Source organism: Okeania sp. SIO2C9 (assembly GCF_010672455.1).
GTDB lineage: Bacteria > Cyanobacteriota > Cyanobacteriia > Cyanobacteriales > Microcoleaceae > Okeania.
In genome coordinates this window covers 35,178-54,394 of record NZ_JAAHGO010000060.1, presented here as the reverse complement: position 1 = coordinate 54,394, position 19,217 = coordinate 35,178, and the positions used below count along the sequence as shown (strand labels likewise).

18 protein-coding genes are annotated in these 19,217 nt (G+C 36.8%); 11 read left to right on the top strand and 7 right to left on the bottom strand.

Annotated elements, in window-relative coordinates:
• Window positions 1-21: 21 nt before the first annotated feature.
• Both F6K23_RS30385 and F6K23_RS30380 read left to right on the top strand, forming a co-directional pair.
• Window positions 22-159: a hypothetical protein gene (locus F6K23_RS30385; RefSeq protein WP_293162857.1), complete on the top strand. Its 138-nt coding sequence runs from the start codon at window positions 22-24 to the stop codon at window positions 157-159.
• A 1,034-nt stretch (window positions 160-1,193) separates the two neighbouring features.
• A complete protein-coding gene (locus tag F6K23_RS30380; protein ID WP_293162854.1) occupies window positions 1,194-1,745 on the top strand; it encodes a gamma-glutamylcyclotransferase in 552 nt (183 codons plus the stop codon).
• A 667-nt stretch (window positions 1,746-2,412) separates the two neighbouring features.
• On the opposite strand, the gene F6K23_RS30375 is transcribed toward F6K23_RS30380, so the two are convergent.
• Together F6K23_RS30375 and F6K23_RS30370 are read right to left on the bottom strand one after the other, a co-directional pair.
• Window positions 2,413-3,258, bottom strand: a complete 846-nt coding sequence (locus F6K23_RS30375) for a M56 family metallopeptidase (RefSeq protein ID WP_293162851.1) — start codon at window positions 3,256-3,258, stop codon at window positions 2,413-2,415.
• Window positions 3,258-3,680, bottom strand: coding sequence for a BlaI/MecI/CopY family transcriptional regulator (locus F6K23_RS30370; protein ID WP_293162848.1), 423 nt, complete (start codon window positions 3,678-3,680; stop codon window positions 3,258-3,260). Before F6K23_RS30370 ends, F6K23_RS30375 begins: the two co-directional genes overlap by 1 nt.
• 214 nt (window positions 3,681-3,894) lie before the next feature.
• Between F6K23_RS30370 and petE the strand changes: the two genes are divergently transcribed.
• From petE to F6K23_RS30355, 3 genes are all read left to right on the top strand, one after another.
• Complete coding sequence (petE, locus tag F6K23_RS30365; RefSeq protein ID WP_293162845.1) at window positions 3,895-4,296, top strand: plastocyanin; 402 nt, start codon at window positions 3,895-3,897, stop codon at window positions 4,294-4,296.
• 718 nt (window positions 4,297-5,014) lie between these two features.
• A complete protein-coding gene (petJ, locus tag F6K23_RS30360) occupies window positions 5,015-5,356 on the top strand; it encodes a cytochrome c6 PetJ (protein ID WP_293162842.1) in 342 nt (113 codons plus the stop codon).
• Window positions 5,357-6,207: 851 nt separating this feature from the next.
• The gene (locus F6K23_RS30355; RefSeq protein WP_293162839.1) at window positions 6,208-7,137 is read left to right on the top strand and encodes a tetratricopeptide repeat protein; all 930 of its coding nucleotides are present in this window, start codon (window positions 6,208-6,210) and stop codon (window positions 7,135-7,137) included.
• Window positions 7,138-8,331: 1,194 nt separating this feature from the next.
• Here the strand turns inward: F6K23_RS30355 and F6K23_RS30350 are convergent.
• Together F6K23_RS30350 and F6K23_RS30345 are read right to left on the bottom strand one after the other, a co-directional pair.
• A complete protein-coding gene (locus F6K23_RS30350) occupies window positions 8,332-8,880 on the bottom strand; it encodes a flavodoxin (protein ID WP_124147447.1) in 549 nt (182 codons plus the stop codon).
• 897 nt (window positions 8,881-9,777) lie between these two features.
• Window positions 9,778-10,791: a saccharopine dehydrogenase-like oxidoreductase gene (locus F6K23_RS30345; protein WP_293162836.1), complete on the bottom strand. Its 1,014-nt coding sequence runs from the start codon at window positions 10,789-10,791 to the stop codon at window positions 9,778-9,780.
• 871 nt (window positions 10,792-11,662) lie between these two features.
• Here F6K23_RS30345 and F6K23_RS30340 point away from each other — a divergent pair.
• The 3 genes from F6K23_RS30340 to F6K23_RS30330 all read left to right on the top strand — a co-directional run bounded on the left by F6K23_RS30340 (window position 11,663) and on the right by F6K23_RS30330 (window position 12,976).
• On the top strand, window positions 11,663-11,875 hold the full coding sequence (locus tag F6K23_RS30340) for a DUF2997 domain-containing protein (protein ID WP_293058200.1): 213 nt from the start codon (window positions 11,663-11,665) through the stop codon (window positions 11,873-11,875).
• Window positions 11,876-11,919: 44 nt separating this feature from the next.
• Window positions 11,920-12,306, top strand: a complete 387-nt coding sequence (locus F6K23_RS30335; RefSeq protein ID WP_293162833.1) for a DUF1257 domain-containing protein — start codon at window positions 11,920-11,922, stop codon at window positions 12,304-12,306.
• A 223-nt stretch (window positions 12,307-12,529) separates the two neighbouring features.
• Window positions 12,530-12,976: a ferredoxin gene (locus tag F6K23_RS30330; RefSeq protein WP_293162830.1), complete on the top strand. Its 447-nt coding sequence runs from the start codon at window positions 12,530-12,532 to the stop codon at window positions 12,974-12,976.
• A gap of 860 nt (window positions 12,977-13,836) precedes the next feature.
• On the opposite strand, the gene F6K23_RS30325 is transcribed toward F6K23_RS30330, so the two are convergent.
• The 3 genes from F6K23_RS30325 to F6K23_RS30315 all read right to left on the bottom strand — a co-directional run bounded on the left by F6K23_RS30325 (window position 13,837) and on the right by F6K23_RS30315 (window position 16,375).
• A complete protein-coding gene (locus tag F6K23_RS30325) occupies window positions 13,837-15,414 on the bottom strand; it encodes a sodium:proton antiporter (protein ID WP_293162827.1) in 1,578 nt (525 codons plus the stop codon).
• A gap of 100 nt (window positions 15,415-15,514) precedes the next feature.
• Window positions 15,515-15,640: a photosystem II protein Y gene (locus F6K23_RS30320; protein WP_124147437.1), complete on the bottom strand. Its 126-nt coding sequence runs from the start codon at window positions 15,638-15,640 to the stop codon at window positions 15,515-15,517.
• Between the two features lie 207 nt (window positions 15,641-15,847).
• Window positions 15,848-16,375 carry a gamma carbonic anhydrase family protein gene (locus F6K23_RS30315; RefSeq protein WP_293162863.1) on the bottom strand — a complete coding sequence of 176 codons (528 nt, stop codon included), beginning with the start codon at window positions 16,373-16,375 and terminating at the stop codon, window positions 15,848-15,850.
• Between the two features lie 316 nt (window positions 16,376-16,691).
• On the opposite strand from F6K23_RS30315, the gene F6K23_RS30310 reads away from it, so the two are divergent.
• The 3 genes from F6K23_RS30310 (at window position 16,692) to F6K23_RS30300 (ending at window position 18,589) form a co-directional block, all read left to right on the top strand.
• On the top strand, window positions 16,692-17,216 hold the full coding sequence (locus F6K23_RS30310; RefSeq protein WP_293162822.1) for a TIGR02652 family protein: 525 nt from the start codon (window positions 16,692-16,694) through the stop codon (window positions 17,214-17,216).
• Window positions 17,217-17,570: 354 nt separating this feature from the next.
• A complete protein-coding gene (locus F6K23_RS30305; RefSeq protein WP_293162819.1) occupies window positions 17,571-18,008 on the top strand; it encodes a VOC family protein in 438 nt (145 codons plus the stop codon).
• Window positions 18,009-18,274: 266 nt separating this feature from the next.
• Window positions 18,275-18,589: a PepSY domain-containing protein gene (locus tag F6K23_RS30300; RefSeq protein ID WP_293162816.1), complete on the top strand. Its 315-nt coding sequence runs from the start codon at window positions 18,275-18,277 to the stop codon at window positions 18,587-18,589.
• The last annotated feature ends 628 nt before the right edge of the window (window positions 18,590-19,217 follow it).

Here is a 19,217-nt window from a genome sequence, read left to right as displayed (position 1 = left end):
TGGAGATGGGGAGATGGGGAGATGGGGAGTGTGGGAGTGTGGGAGTGTGGGAGTGTGGGAGATGGGGAGATGGGGAGATGGGGAGATGGGGAGTGTGGGAGTGTGGGAGTGTGGGAGATGGGGAGATGGGGAGTGAGAGAAATATTTGGTAATGGTTGAAGATGGAACATTTTTTACGTGCCGAATTAAACGGATTTGATATCACTATTTTTTACAGGATTATTTGTTTAAGGAAAATGTATATGAAAAGCTTGATTTTCTATTTTTAATCCTCAAAATATAAGGCAGAAGGTAGAAGATTTCCTTATCTAAGTTTTCAGCTTTTGATGTGTTTCAAGCTTTGCTTCGACTAATATAAAAATTCCTCAGCTAGGAACCTATCTCACTATTTTTAACAGGTTAATTTGTTTAAGGAAAATGTATCTGAAAAGCTTGATTTTCTATTTTTAACCATCAAAATATAAGGCAGAATTTAGAATATTGCCTTGTCTGAGTTTTCAGCTTTTGATGTGTTTCAAGCTTTGCTTCGACTAATATAAAAATTCCTCAGCTAGGAAGCTATCTCACTATTTTTTATATCATGTCCGTTTATATCGTTTGTGTAAACCCAAGGGTGAATATCTACAGGAAATAATGGTTTTTTTCTTGCGAGGGTAGCCTTTCTTCCTCTTCTCTCTTCCCTCTTCCTTCTTCCCTCTTCCTTCTTCCTTACCTTTGCTATACAAGACCGATGCTGCCGGACATGATATTACAGGATTATTTGTTTAAGGAAAATGTATATGAAAAGCTTAATATTCTATTTTTCACCCTCAAAATATAAGGCAGAAGGTAGAAGATTTCCTTGTCTGAGTTTTCAGCTTTTGATGTGTTTTAATCTTTGCTTCGACTAATATAAAAATTCCTCAGCTAGAAACCTATCTCACTATTTTTTACAGGATTAAATGTACCACACTCCCCATCTCCCCATCTCCCCTACTCCCCATCTCCCCTACTCCCCATCTCCCCTACTCCCCATCTCCCCTACTCCCCTACTCCCCTACTCCCCACACTCCATATCCCATATAAAAACGCTATATTGTGCAAAATCTAACAGAAAAAAGTATCAAACATTCTGCACAATTTAATGTATATACTCCAATCAAATTTGTCATTCTAGACATATACTAACTCATAGTTTCAAATCAATAACTAAGATGAACAAGCAGACTTCTACAGAGAAAAAGTTTTACTACTTTGCCTATGGTTCTTGTATGTGTCCTGTAGACTTAAAAAGAACCATGGGAGAAAATACCCATCCTTACGTCATCGGTCCGGCTACACTTAAAGGATATAGAATTGGATTTTATCGTTATTCAGAAAAGCGTAATTGTGGAGCATTAGATGTAGTCAAAGACCAGAATTCTAATGTAGAAGGAGTGCTTTATAATTTACCTTTTAGGTTGCGCCCTCGTCTAGATGAAAGAGAAACTGTAAAGTTCGATTTTATTAAGCAAATTCACTGCGGTGGTTATCGACCAGAAATAGTTGAAGTTTATAGCCAGGGGAAATTATATAGTGAGGTTTGTACCTATACTGTTATAGATAAATTGCCTCAGGAATTAGCTCCTAACGATTGGTATTTGAATGTTGTACTTAGAGGAGCTATAACTTGTGGACTTTCTGAAGAATATTGTTGGAAATTGTTTGAACATATGCATAATTTACAGCATCAGAAAAGACAAAAATATTTCTTGTCAGCAGCTTAGATATATAGCGCTTTGCGCAGGCAACAGGCAACAGGCAACAGGCAACAGGCAATAGGCAATAGGGGGAATAAAAAGCTGATAATCAGACTTTTAGTTATTAGACATCTCCAATAATAAATAAAAAATCCAATCAATCATCCCACATAAATTCTCAATTCTTTCCCCCTACTCCCTCTTTTCTGGAGATGTCTATTGAGTAGTTCCTGCAATTTGTAAACATACCAGTGCATATTGCTATATCTCTGGGTTAAAAAAGGTAAAAGATGAAAATTTATCAAGAAATTCAGGGTGTTTTTAATGAGCAAAAAATCAGGTCTGAAGCCTCCCATTTCAAGGGGATGAAAAAAAATAAAATTCAATATTTCCAGCCTTTGATTTTAACTAGAGGTACTGATAACTGATAACTGATAACTGAAATGACCCTCTAAACTCTGGCACTTTATGTCTTGATTGAGATTGAGATTCTTTTTTTCTTCTCTGATATAAATCTAATTACTCTATAGCAAAGAATGGGTTGGTTAGAACATAGAATGATAATAAACCTTAAGACAGGGAAATATTTTTCCCACTGTTCCCTATTCCCTTCTATAATAATTATTCATCTATTCCTCCTTCCTCATCCTGATAACTGATAACTGATAACTGATAACTGAAATGACCCCTTCTTTTACTGATGAAACAACATAGTTATTAAAGGGAAAAAATTTAACAATATCCAACTCCAAGACCAATAATTATTTTGTTGTATAGAAAAATCTGGTTCCGCTAATAACGCATCAATTCTTTCCGTCAAACGGTTAGGGGGAGTTGTACAACTAAATGCCGCAGCAAAATTAGCTGGCTGAGTTAAACGATCACTCACCATTAACAACAAAGTCTCCGCCAATAATAACCCATCAACTTGTTTTTTTGCCCACTGATCGGCACGCACTTCTCGAAGAGTCAAAAGTTCATGCCACAACATTTCAGTATTTGGTAAAAAAGGCGCAATTTTTCCTAACCAACCTAACCAAAAAAAACAAAAATTATCTCGATAATAATAATGTGCTTGTTCGTGATTTAACACCGCATAAAGTTGCTCGGAATTTAATCTTTCTACAAGTCCTTTACTAACTACTAACTGAGAATTCCAAAAGCCTATTTGGGCACTAAATAAAATAGGATTATCCAGTAAACGTAATGATTTACCCTGAATCATTATCTGAGGATAATCATTCACCTTTTGTGCAGACCGCCAACCTTGATAACCTAATACCAAACCTAAAATAGCTGTCCATCCACAAAAACCCCAGGCCAATAAATAACTAAACCATCCAGTAGATAGTCCAAGCATCTCTCCTTGATGACCCATACAAATAACTGCAATGGCTGTCGTAATTAATATGATGGGAGGAGAAATAAATAACAGCAGCGATCGCTCCCAACGTTGGCCCCAATTACATGGAGCAAAAAAGTAAGCTTTTCTGAGGACATAAGATAGGCCAATAGCTCCCAAAATGATGATCAGGTGCATTATTCTTTCTCCTCCCTAACTTTGCGTATAGCTTTTAGCTTTTCGGCGATCGCTTCTATTTGCTCGATACTAGCAGAATCTAAACTATCGGCAAAAGAGGCCACCAAATCTGGGTTTCCTACTTCCAGAAATTTATTTAATTGTTGATGCGCTCTCAACATTTCAGCTTCTCGACGAGAAATTAAAGGTCGCCACATAAAGGCACGCCCACTTTCATCACAAACTAACCAACCCTTTTGAGTCAGGCGACGTAGCACTGTAGTTACTGAAGTATAAGCTAGTTCTCGGTCAGGGTCAGCCAGAATATATTCATGTACCTGTTTGACTGTGACACAACCTAATTTCCAAACAATATTCAAAATCTCTGTTTCCAGAGGGCCTAAAGACATTTGTTGTGGACGGTGATCTGGTAAAGTACTCATTATTTTTTATTTTTAGATTTTGACAACACCGTAGTTTAAATTTCTCCCTTTTTCTGCTAAATTATTTAAGTATGACAGTCTGTCGTTTTACAATTATAAATCTCCAGAAATTAGATTTTTATCTAAACAGAATCAGGATTTCAGGTTTTTTTGGAGATATCTATTGTAAAATTATCTCTGAATACATAATAATTTTAAAAGAACAGGAGTAAAAATGCGCTTTATTTCTTCACTTTCCAAGTCTGTAGCAGTACTAGCTTCGGTAGTAATGCTAGTTATTGGTAGTCTAGTATTTTCTCATCCAGCAGAAGCAGCGAACTATGAAGTAACAATGGGTGCTGGTGGACTACAATTTAGTCCTAAGAAAATAGCTGTTAAACCAGGTGATACAGTTACATTTAAAAATGGTATGCTTGCACCTCATAATGTAATGTTCAATCCAGCTAAATCACCAGATTCAGAACTGTCCAAATCACTTTCTCACAAAGATTTGGCTTTTAAAGCTGGAGAGAGCTTTGATGTAAATATCCCAGCAGATGCTGAGACTGGTGATTATGAATTTTTCTGCACTCCTCACCGTGGTGCAGGAATGGTTGGCCATCTGGTTGTAGAATAATAGCAGAACTTAAGTGTGAGAAACTACTTGAAATTTGCTCTACTCTACTTGAAATTTGCTCTACTGTAGTTTATTAAAGTAATGACAAGAATACTTGTTCTTGTGCAAGTTACTAAATAGTTTAGGTCTCATAATACGTAAGCATTTCCTGCGGAATGCTTACCATAATACTAATCAAAATTTAGAGTTATCAGTTATAACTCTTAAACATTTCTCCCTCTAAAAATTTATCTACCACAAGTGTTAATAACTTCCACAATTAATTCTTGTGATTTAGATACTTTTAGGGGGAGAATAATTATTTTTATTATTAATTAGCTATCAGCTATTAGCGCTTCCCTACGGGATGCTACGCAAACATCTATCAGCCCAAAAATTTGCACACATAATTAGGTATCTGTTTGCGGAGAATTCCAGACCGAAACGCTTTTTAATATAGCAGTCGAAAAAAAGGATAGGGCAGTTCAAAAATTTAAAACTCAGATAACATTAAGAATTTTCCTTCTTCTTTCTTTCTTCTTCCTTAGTTCCTTTTACTATAAAGCACATTAAAGTATCAGCACAAATTAAAAATGTAGCATTCAAAACTATTTGCTCGTGATTAATTTGATTTTTATGTTTGACAGGCTGTCGTTTGACTTAATATAAAGGTGCAATTTAGAATAAAAAACGCAGATTTAATAATTTTCTGTATTTGTGTTGAGAGAGGAGAACAAAATTGAAAAAATTACTATCAATTGTGGTATTGGCCATAACTTTTTTTGTTGTTGCTGTACAACCCCCCGCTTTAGCTGCAGACTTAGCTCATGGGAAGGCGATATTCCAAGGTAATTGTAACGCTTGCCATTTGGGAGGTCGCAATACAATCATGGCACCGAAAACTCTAAAAACCGATGCCCTAACAAAATATCTCAAAGGTTTTAAAGAAGATAGTGTAGCAGCAGTAACCTATCAAGTCACAAATGGTAAGGGAGCAATGCCAGCTTTCAAAGGTCGTCTAAAACCTAATGATATTGAAGATGTTGTCGCTTATGTTTTAGATCAAGCTGACAAATGGTAATAAATTAGATAAAAAATTTAACTTCATCTTGAAATAAGTTCGAGTGGACTTGTTCGGTGACTATCAACAGTCATAAAAAACAAAGTAGTTATTGTTTAATCAAAAATTGCTTCTGTTTCTCAGAAAGTTCTGACTGTCTTCAAAAAGTATCAAAAGTCTACACAGGTGCACCCACTTTCTGTGTGTGTTAAGTCATTACAATATTAGCGAGAATAATTTTCTACTTCACATTGAAAATTTTCTCCTCCTAATAAATTTTTCTTTAATAGTTAGTTGGGGTGAAAATTTAGAGCGAAACAAACTGCTGAGTTTGCTCTAGATGTTCACCCCAATATTAATATGTAAGCAAACAGCGATCAGCAGTCAGCTATTCCTAGGGAATGCTACGCAAACAGCAAACCCTAATTAATAATTACTTCTCAGGTTTTGTCCTGAGACTTTGGTAGTAACTTTTTATTATTTTTAAATTTCAAAGGTTGCTTTTACCCTCCCTAAAATTAATAGCTGAAGTCCGCAGTTCCGACCTAGAAGGATAGCTAATAGCTGACGGCTGTTTGCGCAGCATGACCTAGGAAATGCTTACATTAATATTGAAATAAATATAATAAATTTAGATAGAACTCGGATAATCAGTTGTAATAAAAACTATTGGAGGCTAATTAGCATTTACAGCACTTTTTAGGATAGTGAGGTACAGCTATAAGACTATTATCCCTATTGCCTGTTGCCTGTTGCCTGTTGCCTGTTGCCTAGAGCAATAAAACTTTGTACCTCATCAACCAGAAAACTTTTGTAATGTTAAAGCCATAGCTTATTATCGCTAATAACTATTATCAATCTTCACAGATATTATGAACAACTTTTATCGATTTCTACTAAGTATTGGCATAGTTTTTGCAGTAATCTTTTCTTCATTCTCCCCACCAATGAAAACTGCAACTGCTAGCTCAGAAAGCGGAATTTATCAAAAATTTTTCACCGAAGGTATAGCTAATACTCAAGATAAAAACTATGAACAAGCAGTTAATAATTTCACCAAAGCAATAGAACTTAATTCTAACTTTGCCAGTGCTTATAGTAATAGATGTTTAGTCTATCTTCAGTTGGAAAAGTACCAGCAAGCGATCGCTGACTGTACTCAAGCTATTAAACTCAACCCAGAAAATCTAGAAGCAAATCTTAATCTAGGTTTAGCCTACTACAACATTAGTAATTACCAACAAGCTATTGCAGAATATACCAAAGTCCTTAATCAAAATCATAATGATTTTCGTGCTTTATATAATCGAGGTTTAGCTAATTTTGAACTGAAAAATTATCAGAAAGCTGTAGGAGACTATAACCTAGCTTTAGCAAATACTAAGCAAGACAATAATTTTGATCGAGCAGATATCTATAATGAGCGAGGTTTAGCATATTTAATGTCAAAAAAAATGCACAAGGCAATGGCAGATTTTTCTTATGCTATTAATATTGATGCTAATAACTCCAGAGCTTATTTAAATCGAGGTTGTGTCTGTAGCAAGATGGGAAATATAGAAGGAGCAATGGAAGATTTTAGCAAAACCCTACAACTTAATCCCCATGAAGCTCAAGCTTATTTAAACCGAGGACTTTTACACCACCACCAGGGACTTTATCAAGCAGCAATTCAAGATTGGCAAGCTGCAGCAAAATGTTTCTGCGATGGAGGAGATATGGTAGCTTATCATCAAACTCAAGCTCTGATTAATCAACTACAAACATGGCTCCTATCATCTAATCAAACTGCCATTGCTTGATATAACTACTTAATTTTTCATGGTCTAACCTTAATTATTTAACCTCTATAAAAACCTCACAAAATTCATCCCAGAAATACAGAAAATAATCACCTCAGCCTCCACCTATCATTTTGCGAAGCTCTGAAATCGGCGGCGCAAGTTTTTTTTGTCTTGCATCTTCCAAAAAATTGTGAGATAATTTATATATTGGGAGTTGTTCGCCCCTACGCATGACTTTTTATTCAACGCAAAAAAACATACTTTCCCCTGACCATCAACAAGAGAAAATTATTGCTGTAGGCTTCAAGTTGTCATTTTGTGAAGCTCAAGAAGTGGCGCAAGTTTTTTTGTCTTGCATTCCCCAAAAAATTGTGAGATAATTTATATATTGGGAGTTGTTCGCCCCTACGCATGACTTTTTATTCAACGCAAAAAAACATACTTTCCCCTGACTATCAACAATAGAAAATTATCCAGTTTGACAAAAAGATGAAACGGAGAAAATTTACTCCAGAAACAGAGAAAATTATTGCTGTAGGCTCCAATCTGTCATTTTGTTAAGCTCAAGAAGTGGCGCAAAGTTTTTTTGCCTTGCATCTTCCAAAAAGTTGTGAGATAATTTATATATTGGGAGTCGTTCGCCCCTACGCATGACTTTTTATTCAACGCAAAAACCGGACTTTCTCCAGACTATCAACAATAGAAAATTATCCAGTTTGACAAAAAGACGAACAGGGTTCCTATAAAATGCTAGCTCACCCCAGAAATACAGAAAATAATCGTTTCAGCCTCCAAATCATCATTTTGTGAAGCTCAATAGGCGCAAAGTTTTTTTTGCCTTGCATCTTCCAAAAAGTTGTGAGATAATTTATATATTAGGAGTCGTTCGCCCCTACGCATGACTTTTTATTCAACGCAAAAAACCATACTTTCTCCTGAGCATCATTAAAGAGAAAATTATCCACTTTGATGCAGACATGAATATTCACAAAAAAAAATTGGGGAATGTTCCCCAACTCCAAAAGGAGATGAACTTAGATGCAAACAAAACAAATTTTCATACGATGCGATAGATGTTACTATTTCCGGCTAAAAAGTTGCTATTACTGAAGTCGAAAAATACTCAAATTTAGGAATTTATTCTAAACAACTCGTAACAACTTTAGCGTAGATGGTTAGCCAGATTTAATATCAACCTTCAAATTTCAATATCTAAGCAGGTATCAAAACAGCACTTTCCGTGCCTACAAAAATGGGGCGTAATGCTTCAACCCACTGAGTAATTCTTTCCTCAGTTAACTCGCTTTGGTTAACTTCATCAATTGGCAAACCCACGAATTTACCATTACGCACTGCTGAAGAGTGTTCAAAACTGTAACCTTCAAGAGGAAACTCTCCCACTATAGTTGCACCAAGTTTCTCGAAGTGGTCACACATAAGCTGCAGTGCCCCAGCAAAGTGCTTTCCATGACCGACTTGATCTGCTGCACCAAACAAAGCAATAGTTTTTCCTGTAAAATCAGGCTTTTCGATATCCATATCAAAAAGTGGTTCGCGCCAGTCATTCTGTACTTCCCCAGCACCCCAGGTCGAACAACCCAATAACAAATAATCATAATCAAGAAGTTGACTATATTCGTCGTAATCTTCTTCCATACTATAAAGATCGCAAATTTCTTCGCCGAATTTGTCGCGCAATGCTTCAGCGATTTCTTCAGTTACGCCAGATGTGCTACCATAAAAGATACCAATTTTTGCCATAATCAACACTCCCGATCAGTTTTGATAAAATTCATTAAATCTGGTGAGTTAGACAATTGCCAAAGCTCAACGCAGATTTTTGAGGGTTTTCAGTAATTTATACAAGTTATTTGCAGAATCTTCTTGCTTCAAATTCTTCTTAATAGATTAGTCTCTTTTTTTTGCTAAATAAGAAGTAATTTCAATAAAATTAGAAATTATTTCTTTAACTGTAGGGGCAAATGGTATTTGTCCTATTAAGTCAAATAACAAAGGCCAATTAGAGACTACTCTATCAAATAACCCCGGAATAGACAGGAATTTTTCTATCAACCCTATCTATGTTCTGAATATATCGGGTAAATTAATTGAAATCTGTATCAATTATAGTTGAGAATTCTTTTGAGTAAGTTTATAATTGATCGAAAAATTATTAATTGATTTGGGCTTAGGCTTAACTTTGCCCATAGGCTTCTTTTTGTCAGAGTCACAATTAATAAAACATCTCATTAAGCCTCAAATACACCTTTTTTAAAGCCCTTGTAGGAACATTCCATGGAACGTCCCTACATTTTTTTGGGGAATTTTTCCTCAGCCCCCTTAACGAAGTCAAAAGTCAAAAGTCAGTAGGGGCGAATGGCCATTCGCCCCTACTGAAGTTAACCCACCCCTCGCCCCTCCCCCTCCCAGGAGGGGAAGTAGGGAATTTGAGCAAGCCTCCAAAAACCCGATCGCCTGAAAAGGCGGGGTTGCGCGACCCAATTATTTTGATAATTTGATTTTTGAATTATCAGGACTTACGCATGAGGTAGGAAAAACTAGGGTTTGACATTGCTTTCCGTTCCGGACTGCTCCGCAAACCCTGTCAGTCGCAATGAGGAAAATACGTTGTACTGCGCAAGTCCTAATTATTTTAAACTACCGCACAAACTGTGGCATAACTTCCGCAGCAGTAAACAAACCATAAAGACCTCTTTGATATAAAGCAACTCCAGCTTTCAAATAGCCAAAAGCAGGGCCACAAACATTAGCCGCCATACTAGTGTCATCTCCCAATGTAAAAGTATGTGTAGAAATTTTGCCCTCAAAAGTACGACCAGTCACCTGAACATTAGTACTCAAAGGCTTTTTCGGGTTGCGAGTATCAACAATACCTCCCACACTCACCCGGTCGCGATCGCAAATTCCCGCCAACTCCAACATAATATCGTCAGCGTGTTCCATATTCTCCAGTTTCAACAGACCATTAGTCTCTTCCAACAAAGCCTCAACTTCAGCATCAGTCATCGCCTTTGCCCGTTCCACATCATATCCAGGCAAATGGCCAATATCCTCACGAATTGTCGCACGGTAAGCCTCCCAATTCGCAATTCCCACTCCAAAAGTAATCTTTACACTGTGAATTTCAGCATAACTCTGAGCTGCAATGGCCGCTGCTGCAGTTAATAAACCAGGAGTTGCCCCACAACCAGTCATATAAGTAATACCCGCAGCTTGTAGGTCATCTTTCAAGGCCAATAATTGCTCTACAGCACTGGTACGCTTAATGGCATCCACCAATACACCCCTCCAACCAGCAGCAATAAATTGTTTTGCCACATCTGCCATAAAAGTATTAGGCAAGTTTGGTAAGGCCAGAAAATAACCATCTACAGTATCAGCAACTTTGATTAGTTCTTCAATACTTTGATTACTTAAAACGCCACCAGATTCTAAATAGCCTAAAGACCCCTGAGTATTGTACATGGTCATACATTGATCGGGATTTAATCCTTGAGTATTGTAGGCATAACCTTTTTGGTCAGCAGCAGCAACCCAGAGCATTTCTTGTTTGGGAGCGAGTACCCTAGCTGCAGCTTGACCCAGGCCACCGAAACCTAAAACACCTATATGAATTGGATTATTGGAAGTTGTGATTTGCATAGCACTCATAGCACTTAATTTAAGTGGACAGACTTTTATTATCTGCTAAGGTGCATCACTGCGGAAGTCATACCATTTGACGGAAGTTAAAAGTCAAAAGTTTAAACAATTGGTATCAAAAGTTAAAAAGGTAAGTAAAGACGAAGGAATTTAACCTAAAGTTCCTGGTTCGTTAGCGACTTAATTAATTATCTAAAAAATCTCTTTGCAATTATTAGAAATGAACGAAAATTAAATAATTCAAAACCTAATTTTCACTAAGAAAACATAAAAATTATTTCAGATTATATAATGAGCCTTTATTCTAAAGGGAGAGAGAAGAACAAAGAAGGCTTTAGTTATCTAGGAGATAAGATTAGTCATTAATCTTATGTTAGTTCTCCTAGGTTCTGCTACACAAACAGCTATTCGATCAGTTCTAACGGTTATCGCAACTGATATATATCAGCTTAACCTAGAAAATCATTTGTATTTTCAAGAGATACCTGACCGACAAATTCCAAAATACTTATTGGACAAGAAATATTAAAGAAAAATATTTTCTTTAACAGTATGAGTAATATTTGTCAAGCACTTTTAGCTTGAAGTTTTATTGCATTACTCACCTGCCTATTTTCTTGATCCCATATTTCCTCGTGCCTGAGTCCATTGTCTTGACGGTTTCCAAAATATACGCCAAACTTAACAAATAACTGATGCAATGCTTCAGATTATAATAACTTTTGTTAAGAAATGATTCTTTATCTATCAATTAGTAAAAATTGATTTAGATTAAAAGCAAGTCATTGAAATAATCAAGAAGCAATTTCAGCAGATATTCAGTTTCAAAAAATTGGTATCTGTACATAGTCCTACAACTGTTCATCATTCATCTATGAACATGGAAACTTTAGAGTTCATCATTCATCCGGATGGTCGCGTACAGGAAAAAGTTACTGGCATTGTTGGTGCATCCTGTACAGAAGTAACTGCTGCAATTGAATCTGAGTTAGGTATTGTCTTAACTCAAGAGTCAACTTCTGAATACTTTGCTCAACAGCAGCATCAGTCTGATACTGCTAGGACGCAAGTTTCTTCTTTTAGCAGTTACTAAAATTTTTTTCTTGTTGAGTTCAGTTTATTTCTCTTAGAATTACTATGTCACACTTTAGTCAAATCAAAACTCAAATTCGTAATCTGAAGTCTTTGCAGTCTGCTCTCACAGATTTAGGTATTGACTGGAAATCAGGTCCAACAGAAGTCCGGGGTTATCGCGGACAAACTAGCACTGCTGAAGTAGTTGTAGAACAAAATAATGGGTATGACTTAGGGTTTACCTGGAATGGTAATGAATATGAGCTAGTCGCCGATCTACAATTTTGGCAACAAGCATGGTCTGTAGATCGGTTTCTTAATATGGTGACTCAGCGCTATGCTTTCCATACAGTAGTTAATGAAACTGCTAAACAAGGATTTCAGGTTACCGAACAGCAAAAAAACCAGGATGGATCTGTACGTCTAGTTGTTCAACGTTGGAGTGCTTAAATAGCAGTCAGCAGTTAGCGATCAGCACTCAGCTTTCCAAATTGTGGAAAAGTGATTTCAAATTTAGGTTGGGTTTTGCTGTGCAAGCGGAGCATTTCGTAAGAAAAAGCATTAGCAAAACCCAATAACTCTAATACAACATTAATAGCGTATTTTGGGTATATCAACGAAGGCCAACTTACTAAAGTTTATACACATAAGATAATATTATTACTTTTACAAAATGTTAGATTTTTCTTCATCCTCCCTAGAAGGTGAGACAGAACGCTCCGGTTTTGAACCCGAACTTGGTGGAATATTACGGGATGCTCCCGAACGTTCAGGTTTTGAACCCGAACTTGGTGGAATGTTGCGACAAAAGGGAGTTTACGTTGATGAAATTACCTGTATCGGTTGTAAACACTGCGCTCATGTTGCCCATAATACTTTTTATATAGAATCAGATCATGGGCGAGCGCGGGTTTTTCAGCAAGATGGCGACCCTGAAGAATTAATCCAAGAGGCGATCGACACTTGTCCTGTAAATTGTATTCACTGGGTTGATTATACTAAACTAAAAAATTTAGAACAAGAGCGCAAATATCAGGTGATTCCTATTGCTGGTGGTCCTGTGGATAGTGGAGCAGCTCGTATTGCTAGTCATAGAAATAAGCAGAATGCGAATAAATAGTAATGATGTACAAGGCATGAATAGTCAAACTCTTGCTGTGTGGGGACTTATATCATGTCCGGTAGCATCGGAGCGTGTATAGAACCCCCGATCGTATCTTCATAAATATCAAGTTTTTTTAGCTAGGAGTCAGGAGACAACCCACCCCTAACCCCTCCCAGGAGGGGAAGACAGGAGACAGGAGGTAAGAGGGAAGAGGAAAGATGTGGGTTCGTGATCATACAAAAAATTCAACACTCCTTCAGATGATTTTCGGTCAAAATTGATGCGCGAAAAGACTTGACTACCATAATTATATAGACCTCAAATGGGTTCTATAGAACTAAGTTTCAATAGACATCTCCAGAAAAGAGGCAACAGGCAACAGGGAGAAATAATTGATAATTTATGGATAATATCAAATCCGGTAGCATCGGTGTTATTCAGTCTTTAAAGATAAGAGTCTATACTGTAGGGGCGAATGGCCATTTGCGTTCCGCAAAGCTGCCGAATTGCGCCCTTACCGATTGTATGACTATCAACAGAATTATATTACTCCGAAGCCAACGGATTTGATATAAGAATTGATTTTATTTTTGATTTTTACCAGATGTCTAATTGAAAGAAACTCTTTCCTACGGAATGCTACGCAAACAGCATAGCAGCATAGCTGCCCTCTGCCTTTCTTGCACCAAAGTATAAGTATTCAAACGGACATGATATGACCTGCAAAATATGTACCTCACGGGCAGCAGGAAGTGCTGTAATTACAACAAGAGCGATCGCTCTTTATACCTTTAGCATTTAAAAATCAAGAAACCATAGGGAAAATTTCCTGTGGAATGCTGCACAAACATGAATTGCTTCTACTCCATTCCTATTTATGATTCTTGCTCTTCTTTCTCCTCAAATACTTCTGCCAAAAGAGGAGAAATATTACTATTCAACTTACCTGCTCGAATAAACTCAGCATAAGTTTCCGCTTCGATATCCACCAACTCTTCCCGCAATAACTTCATATCCAGCGCCACTAACTGAGAGTGTTCTGCTTGCATTTTATCAATTTTCTCCTGCAACTGCTTCAATTCCTTTTGCAAAAATTCTGCCTGATAGCGATAATATTCTGGATCAATTTCTTGCAACCTGACCAACTCAGACACATAATTAAGCACCCGCTTTAAAGCTACACGGCGAGCAGTCGTTTCCATATATTCCTGACGCAACGGTTGGTCACCTATTAAACCCAATACTTTCAACATTGACTGAGTTGTTAAACCTTGCACCAACAATGTAAACAATACCACCCCAAATACAACTGCCGTAATTTCATCTCGCCCAGGCAAAACTACAGGTACACTCAACACCAGAGCAATAGAAACCGAACCCCGTAAACCTCCCCACCAAAGTAACGTTTGTTCTTTTAAACCAATATTTGACTTTACTACCAAATTACTCAAAGCACTCAAACTATAAACCGAAATTGCTCGCGTGACAAGAACTGCTCCAATAGCTACTGCTATCAATAATATATTATCTGCCAGATTTGAATATCGAATTTGATCGCCTATTAACAGAAACACTATAGAATTGACAAAAAATGCCACAAACTCCCAAAACTCACTAACTATTAACCGAGTGCGGGGGTTCATCCCAATGCGAGAACCGAAATTACCTAAAATCAAACCAACGGTGACAACCCCAATAACTCCCGAACCCCCTAATTTTTCTACTATTATATAAGTGCCATAAGCAGAAACTAAAGTTAGTGACTGTTCCACCAAAGGTAAATCAAAACGTTGGGTGAGGTAAGAAATGCCAAAACCAATTAAGCAACCTATACCGACACCGATGCCAACAAAACTGAGAAAAGTGGATAGAGAGTTTGAAATAGAAAATTTATCTACTGTTCCTAATGGAATTCCTACTAGCAAAGTAAAGGCAACAACCGCCACCCCATCATTAAATAAACTTTCTCCTTCCATTAAAGTGCGTAGGCGTTTACTTGCTCCTAATTCTTTTAATAAAGCCACTACAGAAATAGGGTCTGTTGCGGATAAACTAGCTCCGACGAGAAAAGCGATCGCCAAGGGAATTCCGGTGAAAAAATTCAATCCATAAGCAATACCAACTACAGAAATAATTACACCAATAATTGCAAAAAATCCCACTGGAACTAAATCTCGTTTTAAGTCTCGCCAATTCAAATTCCAAGCAGCCTCAAATAATAAAGGAGGCAAGAAAATTTCGAGTATTAATTCAGGAGATAAATTGACTAATCTCACATCAATAAATGCCAGAACTAATCCGAAAATTACTAATAATAATGTAAAGGGAATTCTACGGAACCAACTAAAAACTCGTGAGAGAGTAGCCACACTCAGAGAAACAGAAAGAACTAATAAAAACTGTTCTATATTTTGCTCAATAACTGTTTCAGTTACAGCAGTTTCTAAAGCCATATATTACCCCTAAATTTTTTATATAATTAATCAATAAAATACCGACTGTTGTCTGAGTGTAAGAAACAGTCGGTTTTTTAGCAAAGAGCTGAGGTTAAATCTAAGCTTCTTTGTTCAAGAACTTTTGGATTTGTTGAATGGCTACAGCCCCAATATTGTAAACTGCCCAACCACCAGCAGCAATTATAGGTAATAGAACAATTAACAAACGAAAGTCAAATTCCATTTACTCCCCTCCTAAAGATTTTTAAAGATTTATCATTTCTTATAATCTTAATCTAAAATTAAGTTTTTTGAAGAAAATTTTTAATGGTTTGCGCAGCATTTACCAAGAAAGGAAGAACTAACAAGGAAAGAGGAAAAAGGTTGGTTATCTTTCTTCAATAATATTATCTTCAATTAACTTTTGACTTTTGAGTTTAGACTTTTGACTTCAGTTGGTAAATCCAACATCAGTTCCCTTGCCAGCATGGACTAAAGCTAACTTTTCATAACGTTGAGCGTGTTCAATCAAATTAGCAGCCTCTGACTCTGAAATATCCCTAACTTTTTTCGCCGGTACTCCTACCACCAGAGACAATGGGGGTATATCCTTAGTAACAATAGACCCAGCTCCCACAATACTACCTGCCCCTACCCGTACGCCATCCAAAATTACAGCTCCAATACCAATTAAACAACCTCTTTCTACATGAGCCGAGTGAATCACAGCTCGATGTCCAATAGTCACATGATCTTCCAAAACAGTTACTAAACCAGGGTCTCCATGAAGCACTGCCCCATCTTGGACATTACTATGGTTTCCAATCACGATCCGTTCTACATCCCCTCGGACAACAGTCCCATACCAAATACTAGCTCCCACTCCTACTTCCACAACACCCATAACTACAGCGTTATCTGCCACAAAAGCAGCTTGGGATAAATCTGGAGGAGGCCAAAAAGAGGGCTGATTTGACATGATCTTCGTTAATATTAGTGATGTTTGCTTAATCGGAATTTTATAGCAGGCAACAGGCAACAGGCAACAGGCAACAGTGGGAAAAACATTACCTAATCTAAGATTCATCATTAGTCCATATCCTAATCAACCCGTTCCTTGCCATAGGCTAAAAAATATTTAACTCCTGACTCCTGGTTGAAACATCACAAATTCTCTACCCCATAATGTAGGTTAAGAGTTTGATGTAGTACTTTAGTAACTATCCTGTAGCTATTTGGCTCAGATTCTTTAACCAAGCTAACTATAATTAAGTCACCACAGCTCTCTAGAAACTATGACCCAATCCTCTATCAATTCTGCCCTCCAATACCCAATGTTTGGCCCTGAAATTCAGTGTCCTCACTGTCGCCAGACCATACCAGCTCTCACCTTGACAGATACCTATTTATGTCCTCGTCACGGAGCTTTTGAGGTTGACCCAAATACTGGTAAATTGTGTCATCTTCAGTCTGGCCGTCACTGGCGTCTATGGAACGATGAGTGGTATCGGCAACATACTCATCCCGATGGTATTAGGTTTGAAATCCATGAAGCGCTGGATCGACTTTATACTGAAGGATATAGAGCCACTCGTGTGATTATTGCTCAAAGATATCAGGAGTTGGTTAGTACCTATTTGGAACGTAGTACCCCTTGGCGTTCTAATTTTGACTCTTCCTGTAAGCCCAAACTTTATGGTTTACCTGTAGAATTTAGTCCCGACCCCAAGGATGAGCCTTGCTGGGAAGTAATCAATTTTCAGTTGGACAAAGAAGCAGGAGTACCCGTTCGATATCCCTATTTTCGATTGTTTGAATAAGCTATTCAGCAGACTTCTTGCGGAAGTCAGGGAATAAGGAATAGCGGTGCGACCCCGCGTCGGCGACAGACGCACCTGGTAGCGCACCAAGAGAGAGAATAGTGAATAGGGAATAGGGAGGTGAAATTGTTGATTTAATATCTTGAATTGATTTAATTAAAACTTTTGCAGGAGGTCTAGCATTTATAAATGATTTATAAATATTGATTGATTGAATAGGGTTGATAGCTGAAAAGTCTTTCCCTTTTCTCTTGAAAAGTTATCCTTATTTATTGCTAAAATAAATTAGTCTTAGCTGAGTTCTATTTACTGTAAAATTAATACTGAAAATCAGGTTAAAAATATTAAACTAGAATGCACCATGCCTCGATTCGGACAGCCAATATTCATCGGGCGATCGCTTTCTATGAAAAACTAGGTTTTACGGTATGCGAACGCTTTAGTACAGGCTATACTTTAGCTTGTTGGATGGAGGGATTAAATGGTAGAATTGAACTGATTGAAATTCCTCAACCAAAATCTGCACCTGATGCTTTTGGGGATGAGCATTATGTTGGATATTATCATTTATCATTTGATTTGACTCAAAATACTACAGATTTACCTGGTTGGTTAAATGATTTAAAACAGCAATTTCATGCTGCTAAAGTAGCACAACCAGAAATATTTCAACCATTGAAAATTCTTTTAGAACCTACTCAACAAATGATTGGAAATAATGTTTATGAAGTTGCTTTTATTGCTGACTGTGATGGTTTACCTCTAGAATTTATTAGAAAATTAAATCCTTAGAGTAAATTGCACAATGCTCTTAAGGTTTTACAGCAGTTTTGGAGTTGATAAGGTACAAAATTTTAGGACTTTAGGGAGTAGGGAGTAGGGAAAAAAAGATTAATCTTAAAACTGTACCTCACGCTCCCTAAAAAGTGCTGTAAAAATGCAGCATTCAATTATTGTAGTATGTGATAGCCTTGCTTCTAGAAAAAAATACAATAAAGCAAAGCGTTAAATATTCTAGTTTACTTCATTGCTGGTAACTTTAAACTTTAAAGGAAATTATGAAACAAACATTCCGTAAATTACATAGAATAGTCGCCCCAATAGTTTTTCTACCATTATTTGTCACTGTCATTACAGGAATAGCTTACCGACTTGGTAGAAATTGGTTTGGTTTATCCAGAGACCAGGCACATATTTTAATGGTAATTCACGAAGCCGAATATCTTGGAGAAGACATTAAACCTTTTTATGTACTCCTAAATGGTATCGGATTAATCTGGATGTTAGTAACAGGTATTATTATGAGTGGCTTATTTAATAAAAAGAAACCCAAGCAAAATACAGAATCAAATACAACTATAGTAGAATCATAGAATTATTAAAAATTAATAGTAGATATATAGCAATTCCCAAAAAGAGTGAGGTACAAAACTCCAGGCTTTAGGCAACAGCTCCTCTGGCAATAGTGAAGTAAAGACAAGACTGTACCTCACGCTTACTGAGAAACGCTTTTAAGATGTGGAAACCAAGTACGATTAAACAGGAAATAGGGAAGACTAGAGGATATCAAACAGCATTAAATAGTAGCAAATATAAGGATATAAATTCAACAATTAATAATTAATAGTTACCTCTTATTTTCAAAGATAGGATTAACGTGGTAGGGAAAATTTTTTATTCTCTTGGTCGATTGGATATGGCTCCGAGACCTCGCCATCCCTAGACCGCTTTTTTCTCCTTTCAAAGGAGAGGCTTTAAACCTTAATTATTCGGTAATCAGTCGGCTAGCTTTTTTTCTTAGAAAAAACTCTATCTAGATTTACATCTCATTTGAATATGATCAAAAAAAAGCAAGTCAACCAATAATTTCATAATATTGTAGTCAAAAAAAAACTCAATCTATCAATTCCCAGTTGGGTTAAAATATTCTCAATTTATCTTGTATCAGTTCAGGTATATATTTAACATTTGACTTTAGTTATACCTAAACTTTAAGATATC

Coding starts and splice junctions, on each gene's coding strand:
- F6K23_RS30385 (WP_293162857.1), top strand. CDS start 22: ATGGGGAGTGTGGGAGTGTGGGAGTGTGGGAGTGTGGGAGATGGGGAG.
- F6K23_RS30380 (WP_293162854.1), top strand. CDS start 1,194: ATGAACAAGCAGACTTCTACAGAGAAAAAGTTTTACTACTTTGCCTAT.
- F6K23_RS30375 (WP_293162851.1), bottom strand. CDS start 3,258: ATGCACCTGATCATCATTTTGGGAGCTATTGGCCTATCTTATGTCCTC.
- F6K23_RS30370 (WP_293162848.1), bottom strand. CDS start 3,680: ATGAGTACTTTACCAGATCACCGTCCACAACAAATGTCTTTAGGCCCT.
- petE (WP_293162845.1), top strand. CDS start 3,895: ATGCGCTTTATTTCTTCACTTTCCAAGTCTGTAGCAGTACTAGCTTCG.
- F6K23_RS30355 (WP_293162839.1), top strand. CDS start 6,208: ATGAACAACTTTTATCGATTTCTACTAAGTATTGGCATAGTTTTTGCA.
- F6K23_RS30350 (WP_124147447.1), bottom strand. CDS start 8,880: ATGGCAAAAATTGGTATCTTTTATGGTAGCACATCTGGCGTAACTGAA.
- F6K23_RS30345 (WP_293162836.1), bottom strand. CDS start 10,791: ATGAGTGCTATGCAAATCACAACTTCCAATAATCCAATTCATATAGGT.
- F6K23_RS30340 (WP_293058200.1), top strand. CDS start 11,663: ATGGAAACTTTAGAGTTCATCATTCATCCGGATGGTCGCGTACAGGAA.
- F6K23_RS30335 (WP_293162833.1), top strand. CDS start 11,920: ATGTCACACTTTAGTCAAATCAAAACTCAAATTCGTAATCTGAAGTCT.
- F6K23_RS30330 (WP_293162830.1), top strand. CDS start 12,530: ATGTTAGATTTTTCTTCATCCTCCCTAGAAGGTGAGACAGAACGCTCC.
- F6K23_RS30325 (WP_293162827.1), bottom strand. CDS start 15,414: ATGGCTTTAGAAACTGCTGTAACTGAAACAGTTATTGAGCAAAATATA.
- F6K23_RS30320 (WP_124147437.1), bottom strand. CDS start 15,640: ATGGAATTTGACTTTCGTTTGTTAATTGTTCTATTACCTATAATTGCT.
- F6K23_RS30315 (WP_293162863.1), bottom strand. CDS start 16,375: ATGTCAAATCAGCCCTCTTTTTGGCCTCCTCCAGATTTATCCCAAGCT.
- F6K23_RS30310 (WP_293162822.1), top strand. CDS start 16,692: ATGACCCAATCCTCTATCAATTCTGCCCTCCAATACCCAATGTTTGGC.
- F6K23_RS30305 (WP_293162819.1), top strand. CDS start 17,571: ATGCACCATGCCTCGATTCGGACAGCCAATATTCATCGGGCGATCGCT.
- F6K23_RS30300 (WP_293162816.1), top strand. CDS start 18,275: ATGAAACAAACATTCCGTAAATTACATAGAATAGTCGCCCCAATAGTT.